The organism is Pseudomonas citronellolis, assembly GCF_029335315.1.
GTDB classification, from domain to species: Bacteria; Pseudomonadota; Gammaproteobacteria; order Pseudomonadales; family Pseudomonadaceae; genus Pseudomonas; species Pseudomonas citronellolis_A.
The window spans coordinates 23348-43242 of sequence record NZ_JARJLT010000296.1 but is presented as its reverse complement, the minus strand read 5'-3'; the positions used below and the strand labels follow the sequence as shown (position 1 = coordinate 43242).

Annotated in this window: 12 protein-coding genes; 10 read left to right on the top strand and 2 right to left on the bottom strand. The window is 59.9% G+C overall.

The genetic code is table 11. The annotated features are described in order from the left end of the window. Window positions 1-51: 51 nt before the first annotated feature. The gene (locus P3W75_RS21970) at window positions 52-1578 is read left to right on the top strand and encodes a glycosyltransferase WbsX family protein (RefSeq protein ID WP_276229425.1); all 1527 of its coding nucleotides are present in this window, start codon (window positions 52-54) and stop codon (window positions 1576-1578) included. Further along, window positions 1575-5321, top strand: coding sequence for a glycosyltransferase (locus P3W75_RS21965; RefSeq protein WP_276229424.1), 3747 nt, complete (start codon window positions 1575-1577; stop codon window positions 5319-5321). Before P3W75_RS21970 ends, P3W75_RS21965 begins: the two co-directional genes overlap by 4 nt. 260 nt (window positions 5322-5581) lie before the next feature. Here the strand turns inward: P3W75_RS21965 and P3W75_RS21960 are convergent, their stop codons facing one another. Further along, window positions 5582-6949, bottom strand: a complete 1368-nt coding sequence (locus P3W75_RS21960) for an FAD/NAD(P)-binding protein (protein WP_276229423.1) — start codon at window positions 6947-6949, stop codon at window positions 5582-5584. A 208-nt stretch (window positions 6950-7157) separates the two neighbouring features. Between P3W75_RS21960 and cysC the strand changes: the two genes are divergently transcribed. The 8 genes from cysC (at window position 7158) to P3W75_RS21920 (ending at window position 18640) form a co-directional block, all read left to right on the top strand. Beyond that, on the top strand, window positions 7158-7775 hold the full coding sequence (cysC, locus tag P3W75_RS21955) for an adenylyl-sulfate kinase (RefSeq protein WP_276229422.1): 618 nt from the start codon (window positions 7158-7160) through the stop codon (window positions 7773-7775). Between the two features lie 44 nt (window positions 7776-7819). Further along, window positions 7820-9613, top strand: a complete 1794-nt coding sequence (locus P3W75_RS21950) for a sensor histidine kinase (RefSeq protein ID WP_276229421.1) — start codon at window positions 7820-7822, stop codon at window positions 9611-9613. Then, complete coding sequence (locus P3W75_RS21945) at window positions 9610-11004, top strand: sigma-54-dependent transcriptional regulator (RefSeq protein ID WP_276229420.1); 1395 nt, start codon at window positions 9610-9612, stop codon at window positions 11002-11004. Before P3W75_RS21950 ends, P3W75_RS21945 begins: the two co-directional genes overlap by 4 nt. A gap of 603 nt (window positions 11005-11607) precedes the next feature. After that, on the top strand, window positions 11608-13056 hold the full coding sequence (gene arcD / locus P3W75_RS21940) for an arginine-ornithine antiporter (protein ID WP_276229419.1): 1449 nt from the start codon (window positions 11608-11610) through the stop codon (window positions 13054-13056). Window positions 13057-13073: 17 nt separating this feature from the next. Further along, window positions 13074-14330: an arginine deiminase gene (arcA, locus tag P3W75_RS21935; protein ID WP_276229418.1), complete on the top strand. Its 1257-nt coding sequence runs from the start codon at window positions 13074-13076 to the stop codon at window positions 14328-14330. A gap of 111 nt (window positions 14331-14441) precedes the next feature. After that, window positions 14442-15452: an ornithine carbamoyltransferase gene (locus P3W75_RS21930; RefSeq protein WP_276229417.1), complete on the top strand. Its 1011-nt coding sequence runs from the start codon at window positions 14442-14444 to the stop codon at window positions 15450-15452. A gap of 69 nt (window positions 15453-15521) precedes the next feature. Continuing rightward, complete coding sequence (arcC, locus tag P3W75_RS21925) at window positions 15522-16454, top strand: carbamate kinase (protein ID WP_276229416.1); 933 nt, start codon at window positions 15522-15524, stop codon at window positions 16452-16454. A gap of 281 nt (window positions 16455-16735) precedes the next feature. Next, a complete protein-coding gene (locus P3W75_RS21920; RefSeq protein WP_276229415.1) occupies window positions 16736-18640 on the top strand; it encodes a beta-ketoacyl synthase in 1905 nt (634 codons plus the stop codon). A 271-nt stretch (window positions 18641-18911) separates the two neighbouring features. On the opposite strand, the gene P3W75_RS21915 is transcribed toward P3W75_RS21920, so the two are convergent. Next, on the bottom strand, window positions 18912-19736 hold the full coding sequence (locus tag P3W75_RS21915) for an HDOD domain-containing protein (RefSeq protein ID WP_276229486.1): 825 nt from the start codon (window positions 19734-19736) through the stop codon (window positions 18912-18914). Between the last annotated feature and the right edge of the window lie 159 nt (window positions 19737-19895).

Genomic DNA, 19895 nt, shown 5'->3' with positions numbered 1-19895 from the left:
TTATCAAAAGAGAAAGTTAAAGCGATGGCAGGACGCCCCCGGAGACGATACATGTTGAGAGCGGCACACTTAATATTATTGAAGATTGCAATCGCAGGATGCTTAACCCCAGCGGTCGCGTCTTCGGATGGCGGATTATTACGGAATTTCGCCCGAGCCCCGCAATCATTCAGGGACGCACTTGCAAACTACCCGGCAATAATTCGCCGACTCGACTATTGCAACAAGATCACGCGAGCGCTAGTCAAGTCATCGTTGAGCATAGCACTTATTCTGCACAAGACGCGTTCGTTCAAGCTTGCCACCCAACATGTATTCAAAGTACTGGGAGGCGCCCCTGCTTTCTCGGAAGGAGCTCCAACACCCGCTCCCGTAGTGCAGAACCTTGAGTCTGACAACAACTCATATCGCAGCTACGTTGATTTTATTACAGAAAGATCGGCACAGGAGCACTCGGCGGATTTTGTTCAACTTATCGAAAACGGCCGAGCTGCAACCTATCCTACCGACATAAAGCTTATTGCCTTCTACCTACCGCAGTTCCATGCCTTCCCACTGAACGACGAATGGTACGGAAGGGGCTTTACCGAATGGACCAATGTCACCAAGGCCATTCCACAATACACTGATCACTATCAGCCCCAGCTCCCCATTGACATGGGCTATTACAACTTGAACGATGTGTCGGTCATGCACCGGCAAGTAGAGTTGGCAAAGCTTTATGGAATCCATGCCTTCTGTTTCCACTACTACTGGTTCTCTGGCGCTCGCCTGATGGAAAAGCCGATTTTCAGCTGGCTGGAGAATCAGGATATAGACTTCCCGTTCTGCCTGAATTGGGCAAACGAAAACTGGTCGAAACTTTGGGATGGAGGCAACCGTGAGGTTCGCTACAAGCAGGAGCTCCTTCCTGGAGATGATGAAAAATTCTTCTCGGACATTTTGCCTTTCTTCAAGGACCGTCGTTACATTAAGATCCAGGGCAAGCCGTTACTACTAATTTATAGACCCCATTTGTTCTCCAAAGAGCGCTGCCAGCAGTTTGTAAAAACACTTCGGGAAAAATCCGTAGAGAATGGATTCCCTGGACTCTATATTGTCTCCGTGAACTCCCATAGTTTCCAGGAAGACCCAACCTTGTGGGGACTGGATGCTATGGCGGAATTCCCACCTCATTGCATGCTGAACCACGGCCTAAAAGAGAAGCCTCTGAATGGTTTCGTGAACCCGCACTTCAATGGCCATGTATTTGACGGCGCGGACTATGTAACGCAAAAGCGTTATCTCTATGAAACTGATTACAAGCTATTCAAAGGAGTTTCCCCTTCGTGGGATAATACCCCTCGAAAGGCCTACAGCAACGCCTCCGTCATTGACAATATAACGCCAGAAATTTATCAAGAGTGGCTATCCGGATGTATAACCCATACCCGGGAAAAGCATTCTGAGGATGAGCGCTTCATTTTCATAAATGCTTGGAACGAATGGGCAGAAGGCGCGCATCTTGAACCTGACAGCCGATACGGCTACGCTTATCTGCAAGCAACTAAAAATGCATTGACCAGGGAGGATGCATGATGTCAAAGGCAATATTCATATCAGTATTCATTGACAAGAAACTGCAAACCTCCTGCATAGAAAATAATTCTTTCATACAGAACAACTCTTCTATAAAAATTCATAGCATTGACAATTCAAACGATAACCAGCCAATTTCAAAACGCTATAATCAGTTCCTGAGCAGCTACAATTACGAAACTCCCGCGTGGTTCGTTTTTTGCCATAGCGATTGGGAATTGTGCGAAGATATTCACCCCCTACTGGAAAAACTCGACACAGAGAGCATCTACGGCCCCATAGGGGCGATCCTCTGCAGAAATACCGACGGGTCCTTGATTCGTGAGTATCGTGGGCAATGCTTTGAGCGCAAGAGAGACGGCTCAAACAAGCGCCAGCAACTCTGTCAATTATTCCAAACAGGCACTCTGGTCGACACGCTTGACTGTCAGTGCATGATAGTACACTCCTCTCTAGTAGAACGATATGCACTGCGTTTTGATGAGAGCCTGAGCTTCAATCTCTATGTAGAGGACTTCTGCCTCAGCGCCAAAGAAAAGCATGGCGTCAAAAGCAGGATACTCAACATCCATTGCTGCCACTGGAACCAGGCCGACAGCATGGAAGGACGCGACGACTACTTTGTCGACCTGGAATACTGCAATAGCAAATATTCAGAAAACATTTATGCTGGCGTAGTTACCTTAATCGGAAAAGGCGGCAAATCCTCTGCAGAGCTTGAGTGTGAGAGTGTCACTCCGCAGCTAATTGCTGCAAATGACTCACAGGATGCAAGGTCGACCATCTATCAGGTCCCCGAAGTCGCACCTGATGCACCCAACGATTCCAGAAGCACCCTCTATAGGTACGTGTCGCGTAACTCAACGGTTCTCGACGTTGGCTGTGCGTGTGGTGATTTAGGCATTGCGCTTCATCATCACAAAAACTGCACAGTTCATGGACTCGAATACAACCCCGAGTCCGTGCTTATCGCGCAAAGCACCAATGCTTATGAGCGGGTAAGCCAGATCGATCTCAATATGCTGGCTGACAATCATCATCCGGAATATGCGCAAAAATTCGACTGGATCATCTTTGGTGACGTACTCGAGCACGTCTATGATCCGCAAGAAGTCTTGCGAAAGATGCTTGCGTATCTCGCACCAGGTGGGCGCTTCCTCATTTCGCTCCCGAACCTTGCGCATGCCAGCATCAAAGCTGAATTGCTATTGGATGAGTTCACCTATACCGATGTGGGACTTCTGGATACAACGCACATCAGATTCTTCACACACAAAACCATTCCAGCATTCCTTGCCAAGAATCTTCTCAAAATCGAAGATTTCGAGTGCACGGCCGCCAACATGTGGGGATTCCAACCTGGAGACCCCTATCCGTATCTATCGATACCGGCCAAGCAAACAATTTTCCATGACCCGCACTCGTTCGTTTGCCAGTACATCATGAAAGTGCAACATGCACCGAATGACTCCTTTGCAAACTGTTTGAAAGCCAACAGTGTTCTACACACTCTTGATGAAAGCAGAAACCCACTCCTCAAAACCTATCGAGAACAAGCCATCTCGATTTACGCGCCAACCTTCGGTGGCGGCAGACGACTGCTCCACTCCTTGCCTCAGCGCGTAAGCAGTGCAATCGGCAGATCCAGACACGCACGCAAGATTCGAAATATACTGGTGAAGTCCCTGATAGCGGTCTTGCTCCTTCCTGCCTCTGTCATATACGCCGGCGGTATAAAAAATTGGCTGCGCGAAGCCCGTAAAGGGCGGGCATTTTTTTCCTCGGTGCTGAAGAATCAAAGCAGCATCGCCTCCCGCACGAACTCGCAGAACGATACGTTCCATAAAATTGCTCGAAAGATGCTGAACAGGGCAGTATTGCTCAGAGATACTGACTCGTTGCGTGCTGCTTTTCGTGGCGTGCGCACCGCGCTCTTTGGCTCGTCCAAGGCCAAAGACGGCATCGCCTCTACGCATACCGAAGCCACCTCGGAGGATGCTTTACGATACTCCTCGTACATAAAGCGTTTTGAGCCTAGCTCTGAGCGTGAGCTGTCGGATATTAACGACGAAATTCAAGCATGGGTAAATAAACCACTGCTATCGCTGCATGTACACGCTGATAGCGGAAAGCTTTCTCAGCTGCAAGAAACGATAACTTCGGTCTTGAAGCAGTGCTACGCAAAGTGGGAGCTTTTGGTTACTACCAGTCCTGCTTTGGACGCCGGATCCCGAAAGTATCTGACGGACGAGCTGGGAAGCGACTCTAGAGCAAATATTGTCCAGATGGACTCTGCTCACGCACTCCCGGAGAATTTCGCTCTCCAAGAATGCTCTGGCGAGTTCTTCATACCTTTAAGTAGCGGAGACCAACTCCCTCAATTCTCACTATACTTCGTCGCCAAGGAAGCTCTGGCTCACCCAAACTCCCGCGTCATCTACTCCGACACGGATGTGCTCATTGACGGCGTTCGTCAAAAGCCTTTTTTCAAATCCGGATGGAATGAAGAGCTTTTTCTCGGGCAGGACTATATTAGCCGTCTGGTCGCCTACAGAACCCAGCAGCTTAAACAGATTCAAGGGTTTCGCGATGAAATGAAACCCTGTCATATCTACGACGCTACGCTTCAACTGGCATTACTCAGCGATGACACGCAGATCCGGCATATCCCCAGAGTGCTTTATCACTTTGGCCACGATGATTTTTGCTTGTTTACCGGAGAACAGGTCGAAAAGAGCCGGCAGGCCGTCGCGGCCTATCTGAAGAAGAAAGGCATTGATGCAATCGTACATTCGCAAGGAAATGGTACGAATCGTATTGAGTATGTAATTTCAGAGCCGTTACCAGCAGTTTCGTGCATTGTCGCCATGCGTGATAAGGCTGCAATGACCGAGGACTGTATAAGCAGCATTCTGCAGAAGACCGATTACAGCAACCTCGAGATCATCCTTGTCGACAATGGCAGCACCGAAGCAGAGAGTTTTGCTCTTTTCGAGTCGTTGCAGGCAGACAATCGCGTCAAAGTCATTCACTGGGATAGGCCATTCAACTATTCCGAAATCCAGAATATGGCAGTCAAGGAGGCGCGCGGGGAAATAGTTGCCTTGCTGAACAACGACATCGTAGTCGAGGACTCGCAATGGCTTAAGGAGATGGTTAGCCATGCCCGAAAAGCCCATATCGGCGCCGTAGGAACCCGACTTTTGTTTGCTAACGACACCCTGCAGCACGGCGGGATTCTTCTAGGCCCAAATGGCTCGGTTGGTCACGTATTCCGTGACCTTCCCGAGAGTGTTTCGAAACAGAAGAACATCGCTCAGGTCACTCGCTGGATATCTGCGGTAACCGGTGCCTGCCTCGTGGTAGACAAGAGAAAGTACCTGGAGATTGGCGGGCTCGATGAATGCAATCTTGGAATCGCATTTAACGATGTAGACTTCTGTATCAGGCTGGCGCTAGCGGGATACCAAAACCTATATACGCCACATACCAAGGTCTATCATTTGGAGTCTGCATCTCGCGGTCTAGATGTAGATCCAGCGAAAAAACAACGCGCCGACAAAGAGCAGAACTATATAATTCAAAACTACGCTGATCTGCTGAACTCGGATCCGCACTACAGCCCTAACCTTTCTTTCTACGGAACGAATTACGACATCATTGCGCCTACAGAGCAGGCCAGGGTGACGCCGCTACCTCCAGCAGCGCTTTCCAGGCAGGCCGCGGTAACGGAGTTGTCGTAGGGTCGTCTTGAAGGAGTTCGGCAATCAAAGGACTGAACCCTTCTGAGGGAGCACTCCAGCCGTAACCTGTGGGGCGGTCTCTGCCCCACAGGGAGTCTTCAGCAATCCATTCTTCGCCCCTGTTGAAACCTACCCATTACGGCCCACTACGTCATTTAGCCGTCGGGAGAAGGTTCGCAGACCATCATCCCTGACCGGGGCGGCCTCTCACGGCGACACCGGTGATTCAATAGCCCTGAATAGAATCACGGATATCTTGTTCAATGATCTGCAAGCAATAGCTCACCAAGCCTTTCGGCATGCTGGCGAAGCTCCGGCACCGCAGTACTTTCCCAATAAGAGGCGCGTAGCATCGGGCTGAGCAAAAACAATCCGGGGTTGGCATTTCCGTGGCGATCGATTACACGGAATCCACCATCGACCTTCAACCCGAGCTTGTGCTCATCCTGTTCGATTTCTCCACGGGCTAGAAGCCGCGCCAGTAACGGCTCGTTTGCCGAACGCAGATCGGTGCAAGGCCCCGTGCAATTGACCAGATAGTCCACCACACATTCCTTCGATTGACCTTCGCCTCTGGGATTTAGCTCCAAGCGGATTCCATTGCCATCACCTCGGGCCGCCACAACTCGGGCCGCCTGTATTTGCAGTCGGCCAGCGCTCCGTAAGTCTTCGACACGTTTGGCGACGGGAGGAGCTGCCCTGTGACGATGAGTGTCCCAGTACGGTTGTAGATGGCGTAGGAATCGACTTCGATCCTTATTGTCCAGGCCTTGCCAAAGCATCGGCGTAATGGGCCGAATGGCAGCGACCGCATCTCGCCAGTCATATCCGGCCTTTTCCACCTGTTGGATGAAGTTGCGCAATGTCGCGATGAGCGTGCACAGCCCCATAGGCTGCCTGAAGCACTCCGGCAATGCCGGAAGATCAGGATGCCGCGTATTGTTGCGGTGAGCTTGAGGCAGCAAAGCGCGACGCGAAATGGCCAGTACAGGGCCGCTATGGCCGTTGTCCTCAAGCGCCAGCGCAATGTCGTACATAGTCAGGCCAGTCCCTAGCAACAGAACACGGGCGTGCGCGGGAATCTCATCGAGAGCCCCGTGCTTCCAGGGGTCACGGATATAACGCGGGTCCGCTTGCAACTCTCGAAGGGAGGCCGGTGTTGCGGGCGAGAAGTTGCCGGTGGCAATAATCGTTCGGGTCGCTTCGAGGCTCTCGCCATTATCCAGAGCGAGACTCATCCGCCCATCGACCATCTGCAAATCTGTTACATGCCGACTCAAGCTTTCGAACGTGACTTTAGGGTGGGAATTCTCCAGCGCTTCCTGAAACCGGGCCTGGAGATAATCCCCATATAGGTGACGTGAGAGGAAATCACCGGCTCGCGCCTCGGCAGCACGATCGCGAGCGAAATCCAGGAAGTCGCTCGGTCGATCCGAAAACAGACTCATGCGCTCAGCGGGGACATTCAGGATGTGGCTCGGCGATGAGGTTCCATAGGCCAAACCCTTGGCGAAACGGCCAGACTTGTTAATCAACGCTATCTGCAGCGGCTTGGACGCCTTCTGTAGCAATTGGATGGCCAATGCCGTACCACAGAACCCACTTCCGATGATTGCGATTCGCTCCACGTCCCCTCCTAGGCAATTTGCGACGATTGGCCATATCCCATGCGACCTCGTCAGCAACACTTCGATTCAGAGGGAATTGTAGACATCGCAAACGGTCTACAAATTCGCTCGTCGGGTTTGCCCAAGCCACCCAACGGGAATACCTTCTATCCCTAGCCGGTGCCGCCGCGGCTACGGGGTGACGTTTCTTTGAGGTGATTGGGGCCATATGCAGAAGCTTTATCGCAAGGGAAACAGCGAAGGAAACATTGTCTGGCACGCCAGTCAGGTGACGACCACCGACCGCCAGGGATTGCTGGGGCAGAAGCCAATGACCGTCTGGCTGACCGGACTTAGCGGCTCCGGCAAATCGACGCTGGCGTTCGCCTTGGAAAAGGCCCTGATGGAGCGCGGCAAACTTGCCTATACCCTAGATGGCGACAACGTCCGTCACGGACTGTGCCGAGATCTCGGCTTTTCCGCGACTGACCGTTCGGAGAACATTCGCCGAATTTCGGAGGTAGCCCGTCTGATGAACGATGCGGGTCTCATCGTTATCTCTTCGTTCATTTCCCCCTATCGGGAGGATCGGGAAATGGCCCGCGCTATTACGGGTGAGGGGCGATTCATCGAGGTTCACGTCAGCACTCCACTGGCTGAATGCGAACTGCGCGACCCCAAGGGCCTATACCGCAAGGCCAGAGCTGGTGAGTTGGCGAACTTCACCGGTATCAGTGCTCCCTACGAGGAGCCTCTCTCGGCACGACTCAGCCTCGACACCAGTCGGCTGAGTGTGGCGGAGTGTGTGCACGAACTGCTCGCCGTGCTGGAGATAGAACCAGCATAGAATTGCAGGGAGTAGTCCCAGCAACTGATATTTCGGGCAAGGAAATGGCAAATTTTTCCAAGGGGCGGTTGATTCCGCTCCTCTTGTTTCCCGCACTCCTCCTCTGGCCCCTCCACCACTTCGCCGAACGCTACTACAGCGAACAACTCGCCGAGCAGAACCAGCAGACCCTCGACCTCTACGTCGCCAACCTGCTCGGCACCCTGCGCCGCTACGAGGATCTGCCGCCGGTTCTCAGCGAACTACCGACACTTCGCGCCACGCTGCAGCACACCGACGACACCCAGGCCCGTGACGCCGCCAACGCGAGACTGGCCGACATCTGCCAACGCACCGGTGCCGACGTTATCTACCTGATGCGCCCGGACGGCCTGACCCAGGCGGCGTCCAACTGGGACAAGCCGGACAGCTTCGTCGGCCGCAACTTCTCGTTCCGCCCCTACTACAAGGAGGCGATCCAGGGTAAGCCGGCGCGCTTTTTCGGCATGGGCACCACTTCCAACCGACGTGGCTACTACTTCGCCAACGAAGTGCGTGATGGCGACCGACTCCTGGGCGTCCTGGTGGTCAAGCTCGACCTGGAACACATGGAGCAGCTCTGGGGCAACACCCCCGAGCAGTTGCTGGTCACCGACAGCAACGGCGTGGCCATCCTCTCCTCCAACGGCGCCTGGCGCTTCCACGCCAGCCGCTCGCTTTCGCCCGCCAAGCAACGCGAGATCGCCGAGAACATTCCTTATCCGGTGCTCGACCCCAAGCCCTTGCGGATCGACGAGAAGCGCTGGATCAGCCTTAGCCGCGAACTCCCGGAGACCGGCTGGACGGTGAGCATCTATACGCCGCGCTCGCAGATCGATCGGCCGGTGCGCAGCGTCCTGATGATCGGCGGCGCAACGCTGATGACCCTGCTGTTGCTGCTCGCCCTGCTGAGCATCAGCCGCCGCCACTACCTCGAACGCATCGCCCTGGAAGCCCAGGCCAAGCGCCAACTGGAAATGCGCGTGCTCGAACGCACACAAGAGCTGGAGGGCGCGAACGCCCGGCTGCAGCAAGAGGTGCACGACCGCGAGCAGGCCCAGCGCGAACTGATGCACGCCCAGGAAGAAGTGGTGCAGGCCGGCAAGCTGACCGCCCTGGGCACCATGTCCGCCAGCATCAGCCACGAACTGAACCAACCGCTGGGGGCGATCCGCAGCTACGCCGACAACGCCCGCGTGCTGCTGGACCACCAGCGCATCGATGACGCCCGAGGCAACCTGGAACAGATCAGCTCGCTCACCGAACGCATGGCCTCGATCATCGCCCACCTCAAGGCCTACGCCCGCGGTGCCCGCCGCGCACCGGAAAACGTGGCCCTGCAACCGGCGATCATCGATGCCCTGGCGCTGGTCGCCAGCCGTCGCCAGGCGATGGGCGTGGAACTGCAGCGCGACCTGCCCGACGCCCCGATCTGGGTCCAGGCCGGCGAGACGCGGCTGCGGCAGATCCTCGCCAACCTGCTGTCCAACGCCCTCGACGCCCTCAGCGAAAAAGCGCCGCCACGGCGCATCTGGCTGACCGCCGAGCAGAAGCCGGAGGGCGTCATCCTTTACCTGCGCGACAACGGCCCGGGCTTCTCCACCGAGGCCCTGGCCCACGCCCGCGAACCCTTCTTCACCACCAAGACCAGCGCCAAGGGCCTGGGCCTTGGCCTGGCCATCTGCGATACCCTGCTGCGCGCCCTGGGCGGCCACCTGGAACTGGGCAATCACCCCGAGGGCGGCGCTCTCGTACAATTGCACCTGTTGCCGGGCATCCCCGGCGTGATGCCGACGCCCCAGGAGGAAACCCGCGCATGACCAGCAGCGCAGCATTCGCAGCCGATACCCAGGTACTGCTGATCGACGACGACCCCTACCTGCGCCAGGCCCTGGGCCAGACCCTCGACCTCGCCGGCCTGCGCGCCACCAGCCTCGGCGACGCTCGCCAGCTGGACGCGACGCTCGCCCGCGACTGGCCCGGCGTGGTGGTCAGCGATATCCGCATGCCCGGCGTCGACGGCCTGCAACTGCTGGAACAACTGCACGCCCAGGACCCGGAGCTGCCAGTGATCCTCATCACCGGCCACGGCGACGTGCCCCTGGCGGTCAAGGCCATGCGCTCCGGCGCCTACGACTTCCTCGAGAAGCCCTTCCCCAGCGATGCCCTGATCGACAGCGTGCGCCGCGCCCTGGAAGTCCGCCGCCTGGTGCTGGAAAACCGCAGCTTGCGCATGGCCCTCGCCGAGCGCAAGGAAGTGAAGGGCCGCCTGCTCGGCCAGTCCGCCGGCATGCAGCGCCTGCAGGAGCAGGTGGCCGCGTTGGCCGGCCTACAAGCAGACGTGCTGATCCTCGGCGAAACCGGCTCCGGCAAGGAGGTCGTAGCTCGCGCGCTGCACGATCTCTCCGGCCGCCGCAACGGCCCCTTCGTCGCCATCAACGCCGGCGCCCTGGCAGAATCGGTGGTGGAGAGCGAGCTATTCGGCCACGAGCAAGGCGCCTTCACCGGCGCGCAGAAGCGCCGCATCGGTAAGTTCGAATTCGCCAATGGCGGCACCCTGTTCCTCGATGAAATCGAAAGCATGAGCCTAGACGTCCAGGTGAAGCTGCTGCGCATGCTGCAGGAGCGCGTGGTCGAGCGCCTCGGCTCGAACCAACTGATCCCGCTGGACATCCGCATCATCGCGGCAACCAAGGAAGACCTGCGCCTGGCCGCCGACGACGGCCGCTTCCGCGCCGACCTCTATTACCGGCTGAACGTCGCCAGCCTGCGCATCCCGCCCCTGCGCGAACGTGGCGAAGACGTCCTGTTGCTGTTCCAGTTCTTCAGCGAACGCGCCGCGCAACGCCATGGTGTCCCGCCCCGCGCCATCGCGCCGGCGCAACGCGCGCAACTGCTGGGGCACAGCTGGCCGGGCAACGTGCGCGAGCTGCAGAACGTCGCCGAACGCTTCGCCCTGGGGCTGGACCTGGGCCTGGACGACCATCCCGCCAACGCTGCTCCCCTCTCCACCACCGGCTCCCTGAGCGAACAGGTGGAAGCCTTCGAGCGAGCCCTGATCACCGGCGAAATGGCCAACCAGCACGGTTCGCTGCGCAGCCTCGCCGAGGCGCTGGGCGTTCCACGCAAGACGCTGCATGACAAGCTGCGCAAGCATGGGTTGCTGTTTGCCGGCAACGGCGGAAATCCCGCCGACGAAGGCGACGCATAGGCGGATTCTTGCCTATGCGCCCGGCGCTCCCGCACCGCGGAGCCGCGAGTTACACGGCTTTCCGTCGCGGCTGCGGGCTGGCACGGAGCTTGCCCTCTGCACGACAGGTGCTCGATGCACCCTTTCGCCACGGCCTCGTCCGTGGCGCCCGGCGGGCCACAAGCCCGGCGGTGTCCCTCCGGCCATTCGGCCCAGGCGCCCTTCCCCGCGGATGGCGCCGCCCGCACAGCGACCCTGGGCGGGCAATCCCATAAAGAAGCAAAGCCCGGTCACACCGGGCTTTTTTCTTTCTTCCGCGCCGCCCCGGCAACATCTCCTGACAGAAAAGCAAATTCCCCAGGCTGAAATCTGTCGCTTCCGACTGCGCACTCGTACGCCTGACTGACACTCCACTGTCATCTCCGCGCGGTAGGAAACTCACAAGAATCCCCTCTAGATCAGGCGATATCGGCAAACCTCTCCTATCGTAATTCAGCAAGCGGACCGACACCGCTACGCAGTTGGAAACATTTGTTAGCAGGCTATTGATTTGCGTCAGGGTCCGTCCCTGACAGTCGGCGCCTAATGACTACACTCTCCAACTCCTATAGGGAGATTCCGAAAATGTCGCAAGAAAGCAGCCAAAAACTGCGACTCGGGGCGCTGACCGCCCTGGTCGTAGGTTCCATGATCGGCGGGGGTATCTTCTCCCTGCCCCAAAACATGGCCGCCAGTGCGGATGTCGGCGCCATTCTCATCGGTTGGGCCATCACTGCGGTCGGTATGCTGACCTTGGCTTTCGTCTTCCAGACCCTGGCCAACCGCAAGCCGCAACTCGACGGTGGGGTGTACGCCTACGCCAAGGCCGGCTTCGGCGACTACATGGGTTTCTCCTCGGCCTGGGGCTACTGGATCAGCGCCTGGCTGGGCAACGTCGGTTACTTCCTCCTGCTGTTCAGCACCCTCGGCTACTTCTTCCCGATCTTCGGCAAGGGTGACACCGTAGCGGCCATCGTCTGCGCCTCGGTGCTGCTCTGGGCCCTGCACTTCCTGGTGCTGCGCGGGATCAAGGAGGCGGCGTTCATCAACACCATCACCACCGTCGCCAAGGTCGTCCCGCTGTTCCTGTTCATCCTCATCTGCCTGTTCGCCTTCAAGCTGGACATCTTCACCGCCGACATCTGGGGTGCGAGCAATCCGGACCTGGGCAGCGTGATGAACCAGGTGCGCAACATGATGCTGGTCACCGTCTGGGTGTTCATCGGCATCGAAGGCGCGAGCATCTTCTCCTCCCGTGCGGAAAAACGTTCCGACGTCGGCAAGGCCACGGTCATCGGCTTCATCACCGTGCTGCTTCTGCTGGTGCTGGTAAACGTGCTGTCCATGGGCGTGATGACCCAGCCGGAACTGGCCAAGCTGCAGAACCCGTCGATGGCACTGGTGCTGGAGCACGTGGTCGGCCACTGGGGCGCGGTGCTGATCAGCGTCGGTCTGCTGATCTCCCTGCTCGGTGCCCTGCTGTCCTGGGTGCTGCTGTGCGCCGAGATCATGTTCGCCGCGGCCAAGGACCACACCATGCCGGAGTTCCTCCGCAAGGAGAACGCCAACCAGGTGCCGGCCAACGCCCTGTGGCTGACCAACATCTGCGTACAGGTCTTCCTGGTCGTCGTGTTCTTCACCTCGGGTGACGCGAGCGGCATGGACCCGTACACCAAGATGCTGCTGCTGGCGACCTCGATGATCCTGATCCCGTACTTCTGGTCGGCCGCCTACGGCCTGCTGCTGGCGGTGAAAGGCGAGACCTACGAAAGCGATCCGGGCGAGCGCAGCAAGGACCTGATCATCGCGGGCATCTCGGTCATCTACGCCGTCTGGCTGATCTATGCCGGTGGCCTGAAGTACCTGCTGCTGTCGGCGCTGCTGTATGCGCCTGGCGTCATCCTCTTCGCGAAAGCGAAACGTGAAGTCGGCCAACCGGTCTTCACCAACGTCGAGAAGCTCATCTTCGCAGTGGTCGTGGTCGGTGCCCTGATCGCGGCGTATGGCCTCTACGACGGCTTCCTCACTCTGTGACATCACTGGAGACACTCATGAGCACGGAAAAAACCAAACTTGGCGTCCACTCCGAAGCTGGCAAATTGCGCAAAGTGATGGTCTGCTCGCCTGGTCTTGCCCATCAACGCCTGACCCCTAGCAACTGCGACGAGTTGCTGTTCGACGACGTAATCTGGGTAAACCAGGCCAAGCGCGACCACTTCGACTTCGTCACCAAAATGCGCGAGCGCGGTGTAGACGTCCTGGAAATGCATAATCTGCTGACCGAGACCGTCCAGAACCCCGAAGCGCTGAAATGGATCCTCGATCGCAAGATCACTGCCAATAGCGTCGGTGTGGGCCTGACCAATGAGCTGCGCTCCTGGCTGGAAAGCCTGGAACCGCGACGCCTGGCCGAATTCCTGATCGGTGGCGTGACCGCCGATGACGTACCGGAAAGCGAAGGTTCCAAGCCGCTGAAGATGTTCCGCGACTACCTCGGCCACTCCAGCTTCCTGCTGCCGCCGCTGCCCAACACCCAGTTCACCCGCGACACCACCTGCTGGATCTACGGCGGCGTGACCCTGAACCCGATGTACTGGCCGGCGCGCCGTCAGGAAACCCTGCTGACCACCGCGATCTACAAGTTCCACCCGGAATTCACCAACGCCGAGTTCGAGATCTGGTACGGCGATCCGGACAAGGACCACGGTTCCTCCACCCTCGAAGGCGGCGACGTCATGCCCATCGGCAATGGCGTGGTGCTGATCGGCATGGGCGAGCGGACTTCCCGCCAGGCCATCGGCCAGGTCGCACAGTCGCTGTTCGCCAAGGGCGCGGCGGAGAAAGTCATCGTCGCCGGCCTGCCGAAGTCGCGCGCGGCCATGCACCTGGACACCGTGTTCAGCTTCTGCGACCGCGACCTGGTAACCGTCTTCCCGGAAGTGGTCAAGGAAATCATCGGCTTCACCCTGCGCCCGGACGAGAAGAGCCCCTACGGCATCAACGTGCAGCGCGAGGAGAAAGACTTCATCAGCGTGGTCGCCGACGCCCTCGGCCTGAAGAAACTGCGTGTCGTCGAGACCGGCGGCAACAGCTTCGCCGCCGAGCGCGAGCAGTGGGACGACGGTAACAACGTGGTCTGCGTCGAGCCCGGCGTGGTCATCGGCTACGACCGCAACACCTACACCAACACCCTGCTGCGCAAGGCCGGCGTGGAAGTCATCACCATCAGCGCCGGCGAACTGGGCCGTGGCCGTGGCGGCGGCCACTGCATGACCTGCCCGATCATCCGCGACCCGATCGACTACTGATCGCCCGAGTTCACCCTGCTCAATGCGGCGGCCCCAGCCAGGGCCGCCCGCCCCGCCAGCCACGAGCTGTACTGACGAGGGCCGAGATTCCATCCCACAAGGAGAAAGAACATGGCTTTCAATATGCACAACCGCAACCTGCTCAGCCTGATGCATCACAGCACTCGCGAGTTGCGCTACCTGCTCGACCTGTCCCGCGACCTGAAACGCGCCAAGTACACCGGTACCGAGCAACAGCACCTGAAAGGCAACAACATCGCACTGATCTTCGAGAAGACCTCCACCCGCACCCGTTGCGCCTTCGAGGTCGCCGCCTATGACCAGGGCGCCAATGTCACCTACATCGACCCCAATTCCTCGCAGATCGGCCACAAAGAGAGCATGAAGGACACCGCTCGCGTGCTCGGCCGCATGTACGACGCCATCGAGTACCGGGGCTTCAAGCAGGAGATCGTCGAGGAACTGGCGAAGTACGCCGGCGTTCCGGTGTTCAACGGCCTGACCGACGAATACCACCCGACCCAGATGCTGGCCGACGTGCTGACCATGCGCGAGCACAGCGACAAGCCGCTGCACGACATCAGCTACGCCTACCTGGGCGACGCCCGCAACAACATGGGTAACTCGCTGCTGCTGATCGGCGCCAAGCTCGGCATGGACGTGCGCATCGCCGCGCCCAAGGAGCTCTGGCCGACCGACGAGCATGTCGCCGCCTGCAAGAAATTCGCCGAGGAAAGCGGCGCCCGGATCACCATCACCGAAGATGCGAAGGCCGCCGTCAAAGGCGTGGACTTCATCCACACCGACGTCTGGGTGTCCATGGGCGAGCCGGTGGAAGCCTGGGGTGAACGCATCAAGGAACTGCTGCCCTACCAGGTGAACATGGAGATGATGAAAGCCGCCGGCAACCCGCGCGTGAAGTTCATGCACTGCCTGCCGGCCTTCCACAACAGCGAAACCAAGGTCGGCCAGCAGATCGCCGCCCAGTACCCGAACCTGAAGAACGGCATCGAAGTCACCGAAGACGTCTTCGAATCCCCGTACAACATCGCCTTCGAGCAAGCGGAAAACCGCATGCACACCATCAAGGCGATCCTCGTCTCGACCCTCGCCGACATGTGATCGACGGATGCGCTCCCCGGGCCGGTTGCACTGGCCCGGGGGCGTTTTCACCTTCAGGAGGAAATGACTATGCGTATCGTCGTCGCATTGGGCGGTAACGCCCTGCTGCGTCGTGGCGAACCCATGACTGCGGACAATCAACGCGAAAACGTGCGGATCGCCGCCGAACAGATCGCTAAAGTGGCGCCCGGCAACGAGCTGGTGATCGCCCACGGCAACGGCCCGCAAGTGGGCCTGCTGGCCCTGCAGGGCGCCGCCTACGACAAGGTCGCGCCCTACCCGCTGGACGTCCTCGGTGCCGAGACCGAGGGCATGATCGGCTACATGATCGAACAGGAAATGGGCAACCTGCTGCCCTTCGAAGTCCCCTTCGCGACCATCCTCACCCAGGTCGAGGTGGACGCCAAGGACCCGGCCTTCCAGAAGCCGACCAAGCCGATCGGCCCGGTCTACTCCAAGGAAGAAGCCGAAGCCCTGGCCAAGGAAAAAGGCTGGAGCATCGCTCCGGACGGTGACAAGTTCCGCCGCGTGGTTGCCAGCCCGCGACCCAAGCGCATCTTCGAGATCCGCCCGGTGAAATGGCTGCTGGAGAAAGGCACCATCGTCATCTGCGCCGGCGGCGGTGGCATCCCGACCATGTATGACGACTCCGGGAAGAAACTCTCCGGCGTCGAGGCGGTGATCGACAAGGACCTGTGCTCCTCGCTGCTGGCCCAGGAACTGAACGCCGACATCCTGATCATCGCCACCGACGTGGACGCCGCCTATATCGACTGGGGCAAGCCGACCCAGAAAGGCATCGCCCAGGCCCACCCGGACGAACTCGAACGCCTCGGCTTCGCCGCCGGCTCCATGGGGCCGAAGGTCCAGGCCGCCGCCGAGTTCGCCCGCGCCACCGGCAAGGACGCGGTGATCGGCTCGCTGGAGAACATCGTCGCGATCACCCAGGGCAAGTCCGGCACTCGCGTCAGCACCAAGAAGCCCGGCATCGAGTACCGCTGAGTCTTCGCAACACCCCGCCCGGGAGCCGTCCTGGCTCCCGGCGCCCTTGCGCAACCGCGCGCCCGCCCCCTTCCGTGCAAGTTCGTCGCCTTTCGCTGTCAATCCCTGGCCAAAAGCGTGACTCGGCAGTCATCATCCTCGTCAGCATAAGCATTCCAATCACAGAACTGCCGCCGGGCTTGTGCCCCGATCCGTGATGCCGCCCCTGCGTCTCGCGTACGCTCCCGGTCGCGCCATCCGGTCCTGCACAGGACGGGCCCATATGAAGGAGTTTGCGAGAGATGTCTCGACTACCGGTCATCGTAGGTTTTGGTGGGTATAACGCAGCGGGTCGCAGTTCCTTCCACCACGCGTTCCGCCGTACCGTCCTGGAGTCCCTGGACGCGCGCGCCCGCCAGGAAACCCTCGCCGGCCTGGCCGTGATGATGAAGCTGGTGAAATTCGAAGACGGCCACTATCTGGACGCCGCCGACGGCGAGCGCCTGGACCTGGCCGCCATAGAACAGCGCCACGCCGCGCAGATCCTCGGCTCGACCCTGATCCGCCGCATCGAGGCGCAGTATTTCGACGTCGACGCCGCGCACTGGCACAAGAACCTCACCCTTGAAGCCAGCGCCGCCCAGCCGTTGAGCTTCGTCACCGTGCGCAAGCAGTTGCCCGAGCCGCTGCCGGCCAACTGGTCGGTGGAAGAGCTGGCCGACAACCAGGTGCGCGTGACCCTGCACGACAGCGTCGAGGTCAAGGTCGACAGCTACCGCGAGATGCCGGTGAAGTCCGCCGGCCAACTGCCCACCGGCTTCGAGCCGGGCGAGCTGTACGCCTCGCGCTTCCACCCGCGCGGCCTGCAGATGGCCGTGGTCGGCGCCACCGACGCGATCCGCTCGGTGGGCATCGACTGGCAGCGCATCGTCGACCACGTGCAGCCCGACGAGATCGCGGTGTTCTCCAGCAGCATCATGAGCCAGCTCGACGAGAACGGCTTCGGCGGCCTGCTGCAGTCGCGCCTGCGCGGCCACCGGGTCAGCGCCAAGCAGCTGCCGCTGGGCTTCAACAGCATGCCCACCGACTTCATCAACGCCTACGTGCTGGGCAGCGTCGGCCTCACCGGCAGCATCACCGGCGCCTGCGCGACCTTCCTCTACAACCTGCAGAAGGGTATCGAGGTGATTACCTCCGGCCAGGCGCGGGTGGTGGTGGTGGGCAACAGCGAAGCGCCGATCACCTCGGAAGTCGTCGAGGGCTACGCCGCCATGAGCGCGCTGGCCACCGAAGAAGGCCTGCGCAACCTGGGCGACGGCGGCGAAGTCGACTTCCGCCGCGCCAGCCGCCCGTTCGGCGAGAACTGCGGCTTCACCCTGGCCGAATCGAGCCAGTACGTGGTGCTGATGGACGACGCCCTGGCCCTGGAGCTGGGCGCCGACATCCATGGCGCGGTGACCGATGTATTCACCAACGCCGACGGTTTCAAGAAGTCCATCTCCGCGCCCGGCCCTGGCAACTACCTGACCATGGCCAAGGCCGTGGCCGCCGCCGCGCAGATCGTCGGCGAAGACAGCGTGCGCCGCCACAGCTTCGTCCACGCCCACGGCTCCAGCACCCCGGCGAACCGCGTCACCGAGTCGGAAATCCTCGACCGCGTGGCCCAGGCCTTCGGCATCAGCGACTGGCCGGTGGCCGCGGCAAAGGCCTTCGTCGGCCACTCCCTGGCCACCGCCAGCGCCGACCAGCTGGTCTCCGCCCTCGGCACCTTCAAGTACGGCCTGCTGCCGGGCATCAAGACCGTCGAACGCTTCGCCGACGACGTGCACAAGGATCGCCTCGCGCTGTCCAACACCGACCGCCAGCGCGACGACCTGGACGTCTGCTTCATCAACTCCAAGGGCTTCGGCGGCAACAACGCCACCGGTGTGCTGCTGTCCCCGCGCGTGGCCGAGAAGATGCTGCGCAAGCGCCACGGCGCCGCCGCCTTCGACGCCTACCAGGCGCGCCGCGAGGAAACCCGCGCCGCCGCCCGGCGCTACGAGGAACAGGCGCTCAAGGGCCAGTTCGACATCATCTACAACTTCGGCAACGACATGATCGACGACCGCGAGATCCAGATCGGCGCCGACCAGCTGAGCGTGCCGGGCTTCGCCAAGCCGCTGGTGTACAAGAAGGACGAACGCTTCAGCGACATGCTCGACTGAGCGCCGCGCACATGAAAAAGCCGGGCATCTGCCCGGCTTTTTCATTGAAGCGATCTCCATTGCGCCGCTCCAGCCCGTAGGGCGCATAACGCCTACGGCGTTATCCGCCGCCTGGCCTTGGCTGCCGGCCAGCTCGCTGTTGGGCTTGGCGCTGGCTGGGTAGGCGCCAACGCTGTCGGCAACGAAGGTGTAGCGGCGGATAACCGCGAACGGTTATTCGCCCTACGCCCCGCCCGCCTCCGTTTTCCGGAGCGGGCTCCATCCGCGCTCGCTAGTAGCTGCCCTGCCCCACGCCCAGCTCGAGGATGCTCGACTTCAGGTTCTCGAAGTCGTACTCGGTCAGGCCCACGTAATCCAGCACCAGCGGGCGGATGCTGGCCCACTCGTGGTCGTCCGGCTGGTTGCCCAGCACGCGGTGCGAGCCGCAGATGTGCTCGGCCATCTTGAGGATCGCCAGGAGGTTCTTCAGCTGGGTGTCGCGGCAGCTTTCGTCGCTGAACACCGAGAGGGCGTTGTGGTGGTTGGCGATGGCCTCGCAGACGTGCTCCGGCAGGCGCCAGGAGCGCGCGGTGAAGTAGCCGACCACCGCGTGGTTGGTGTTCAGCACGCGGTTCTCGGTGTCCACCACCCGGCGTTCGTCGCTGGCGCTGGCGTAGGCCTCTTCCAGCACCGCCATGTAGTGCGGGAAGCGCTTGAGCATCAGCGGGATGCCGCAGTTGTGGAACAGGCCCAGGGCGTAGGCCTCGTCCACCGCCTCGTAGCCGATGCGCTTGGCCAGGTTCAGGCAGCTCATGGCCACGTCCTGAGCGGTGTCCCAGAAACGGTTGAGGGTGACGATGGTGTCGTCGCTCATCTCGCCCTTGATCGACTGCGCGTTGATCAGGTTGATCACCGAGCGGCTGCCGAGCAGGTTGACCGCGCGCTGGATCGAGGTGATGCGGTTGGCCAGGCCGAAGAACGGCGAGTTGACCAGTTTCAGCAGGGCGCCGGAGAGGCCCGGGTCCTGGCTGATCAGTTTGGCGATGGTCTTCAGGTCGGGGTTGGGCATGACCTGTTCCATCTGCAGATCGACCATGATCTGCGGCTGCGGCGGCACACTGATGCCCTGCAGAGCCTGGCGAATCTGTTCGGCGGAAAGTTCTTGGACCATGGTGGGCGGTCTGGAAAGTTGACGAGGTGCACAGTTTACCCAGACGGAGGACTTCTGGAACTGGCGTTTTAGACTGAACTTTCATCGGCGGGAGTGTCGGAACCT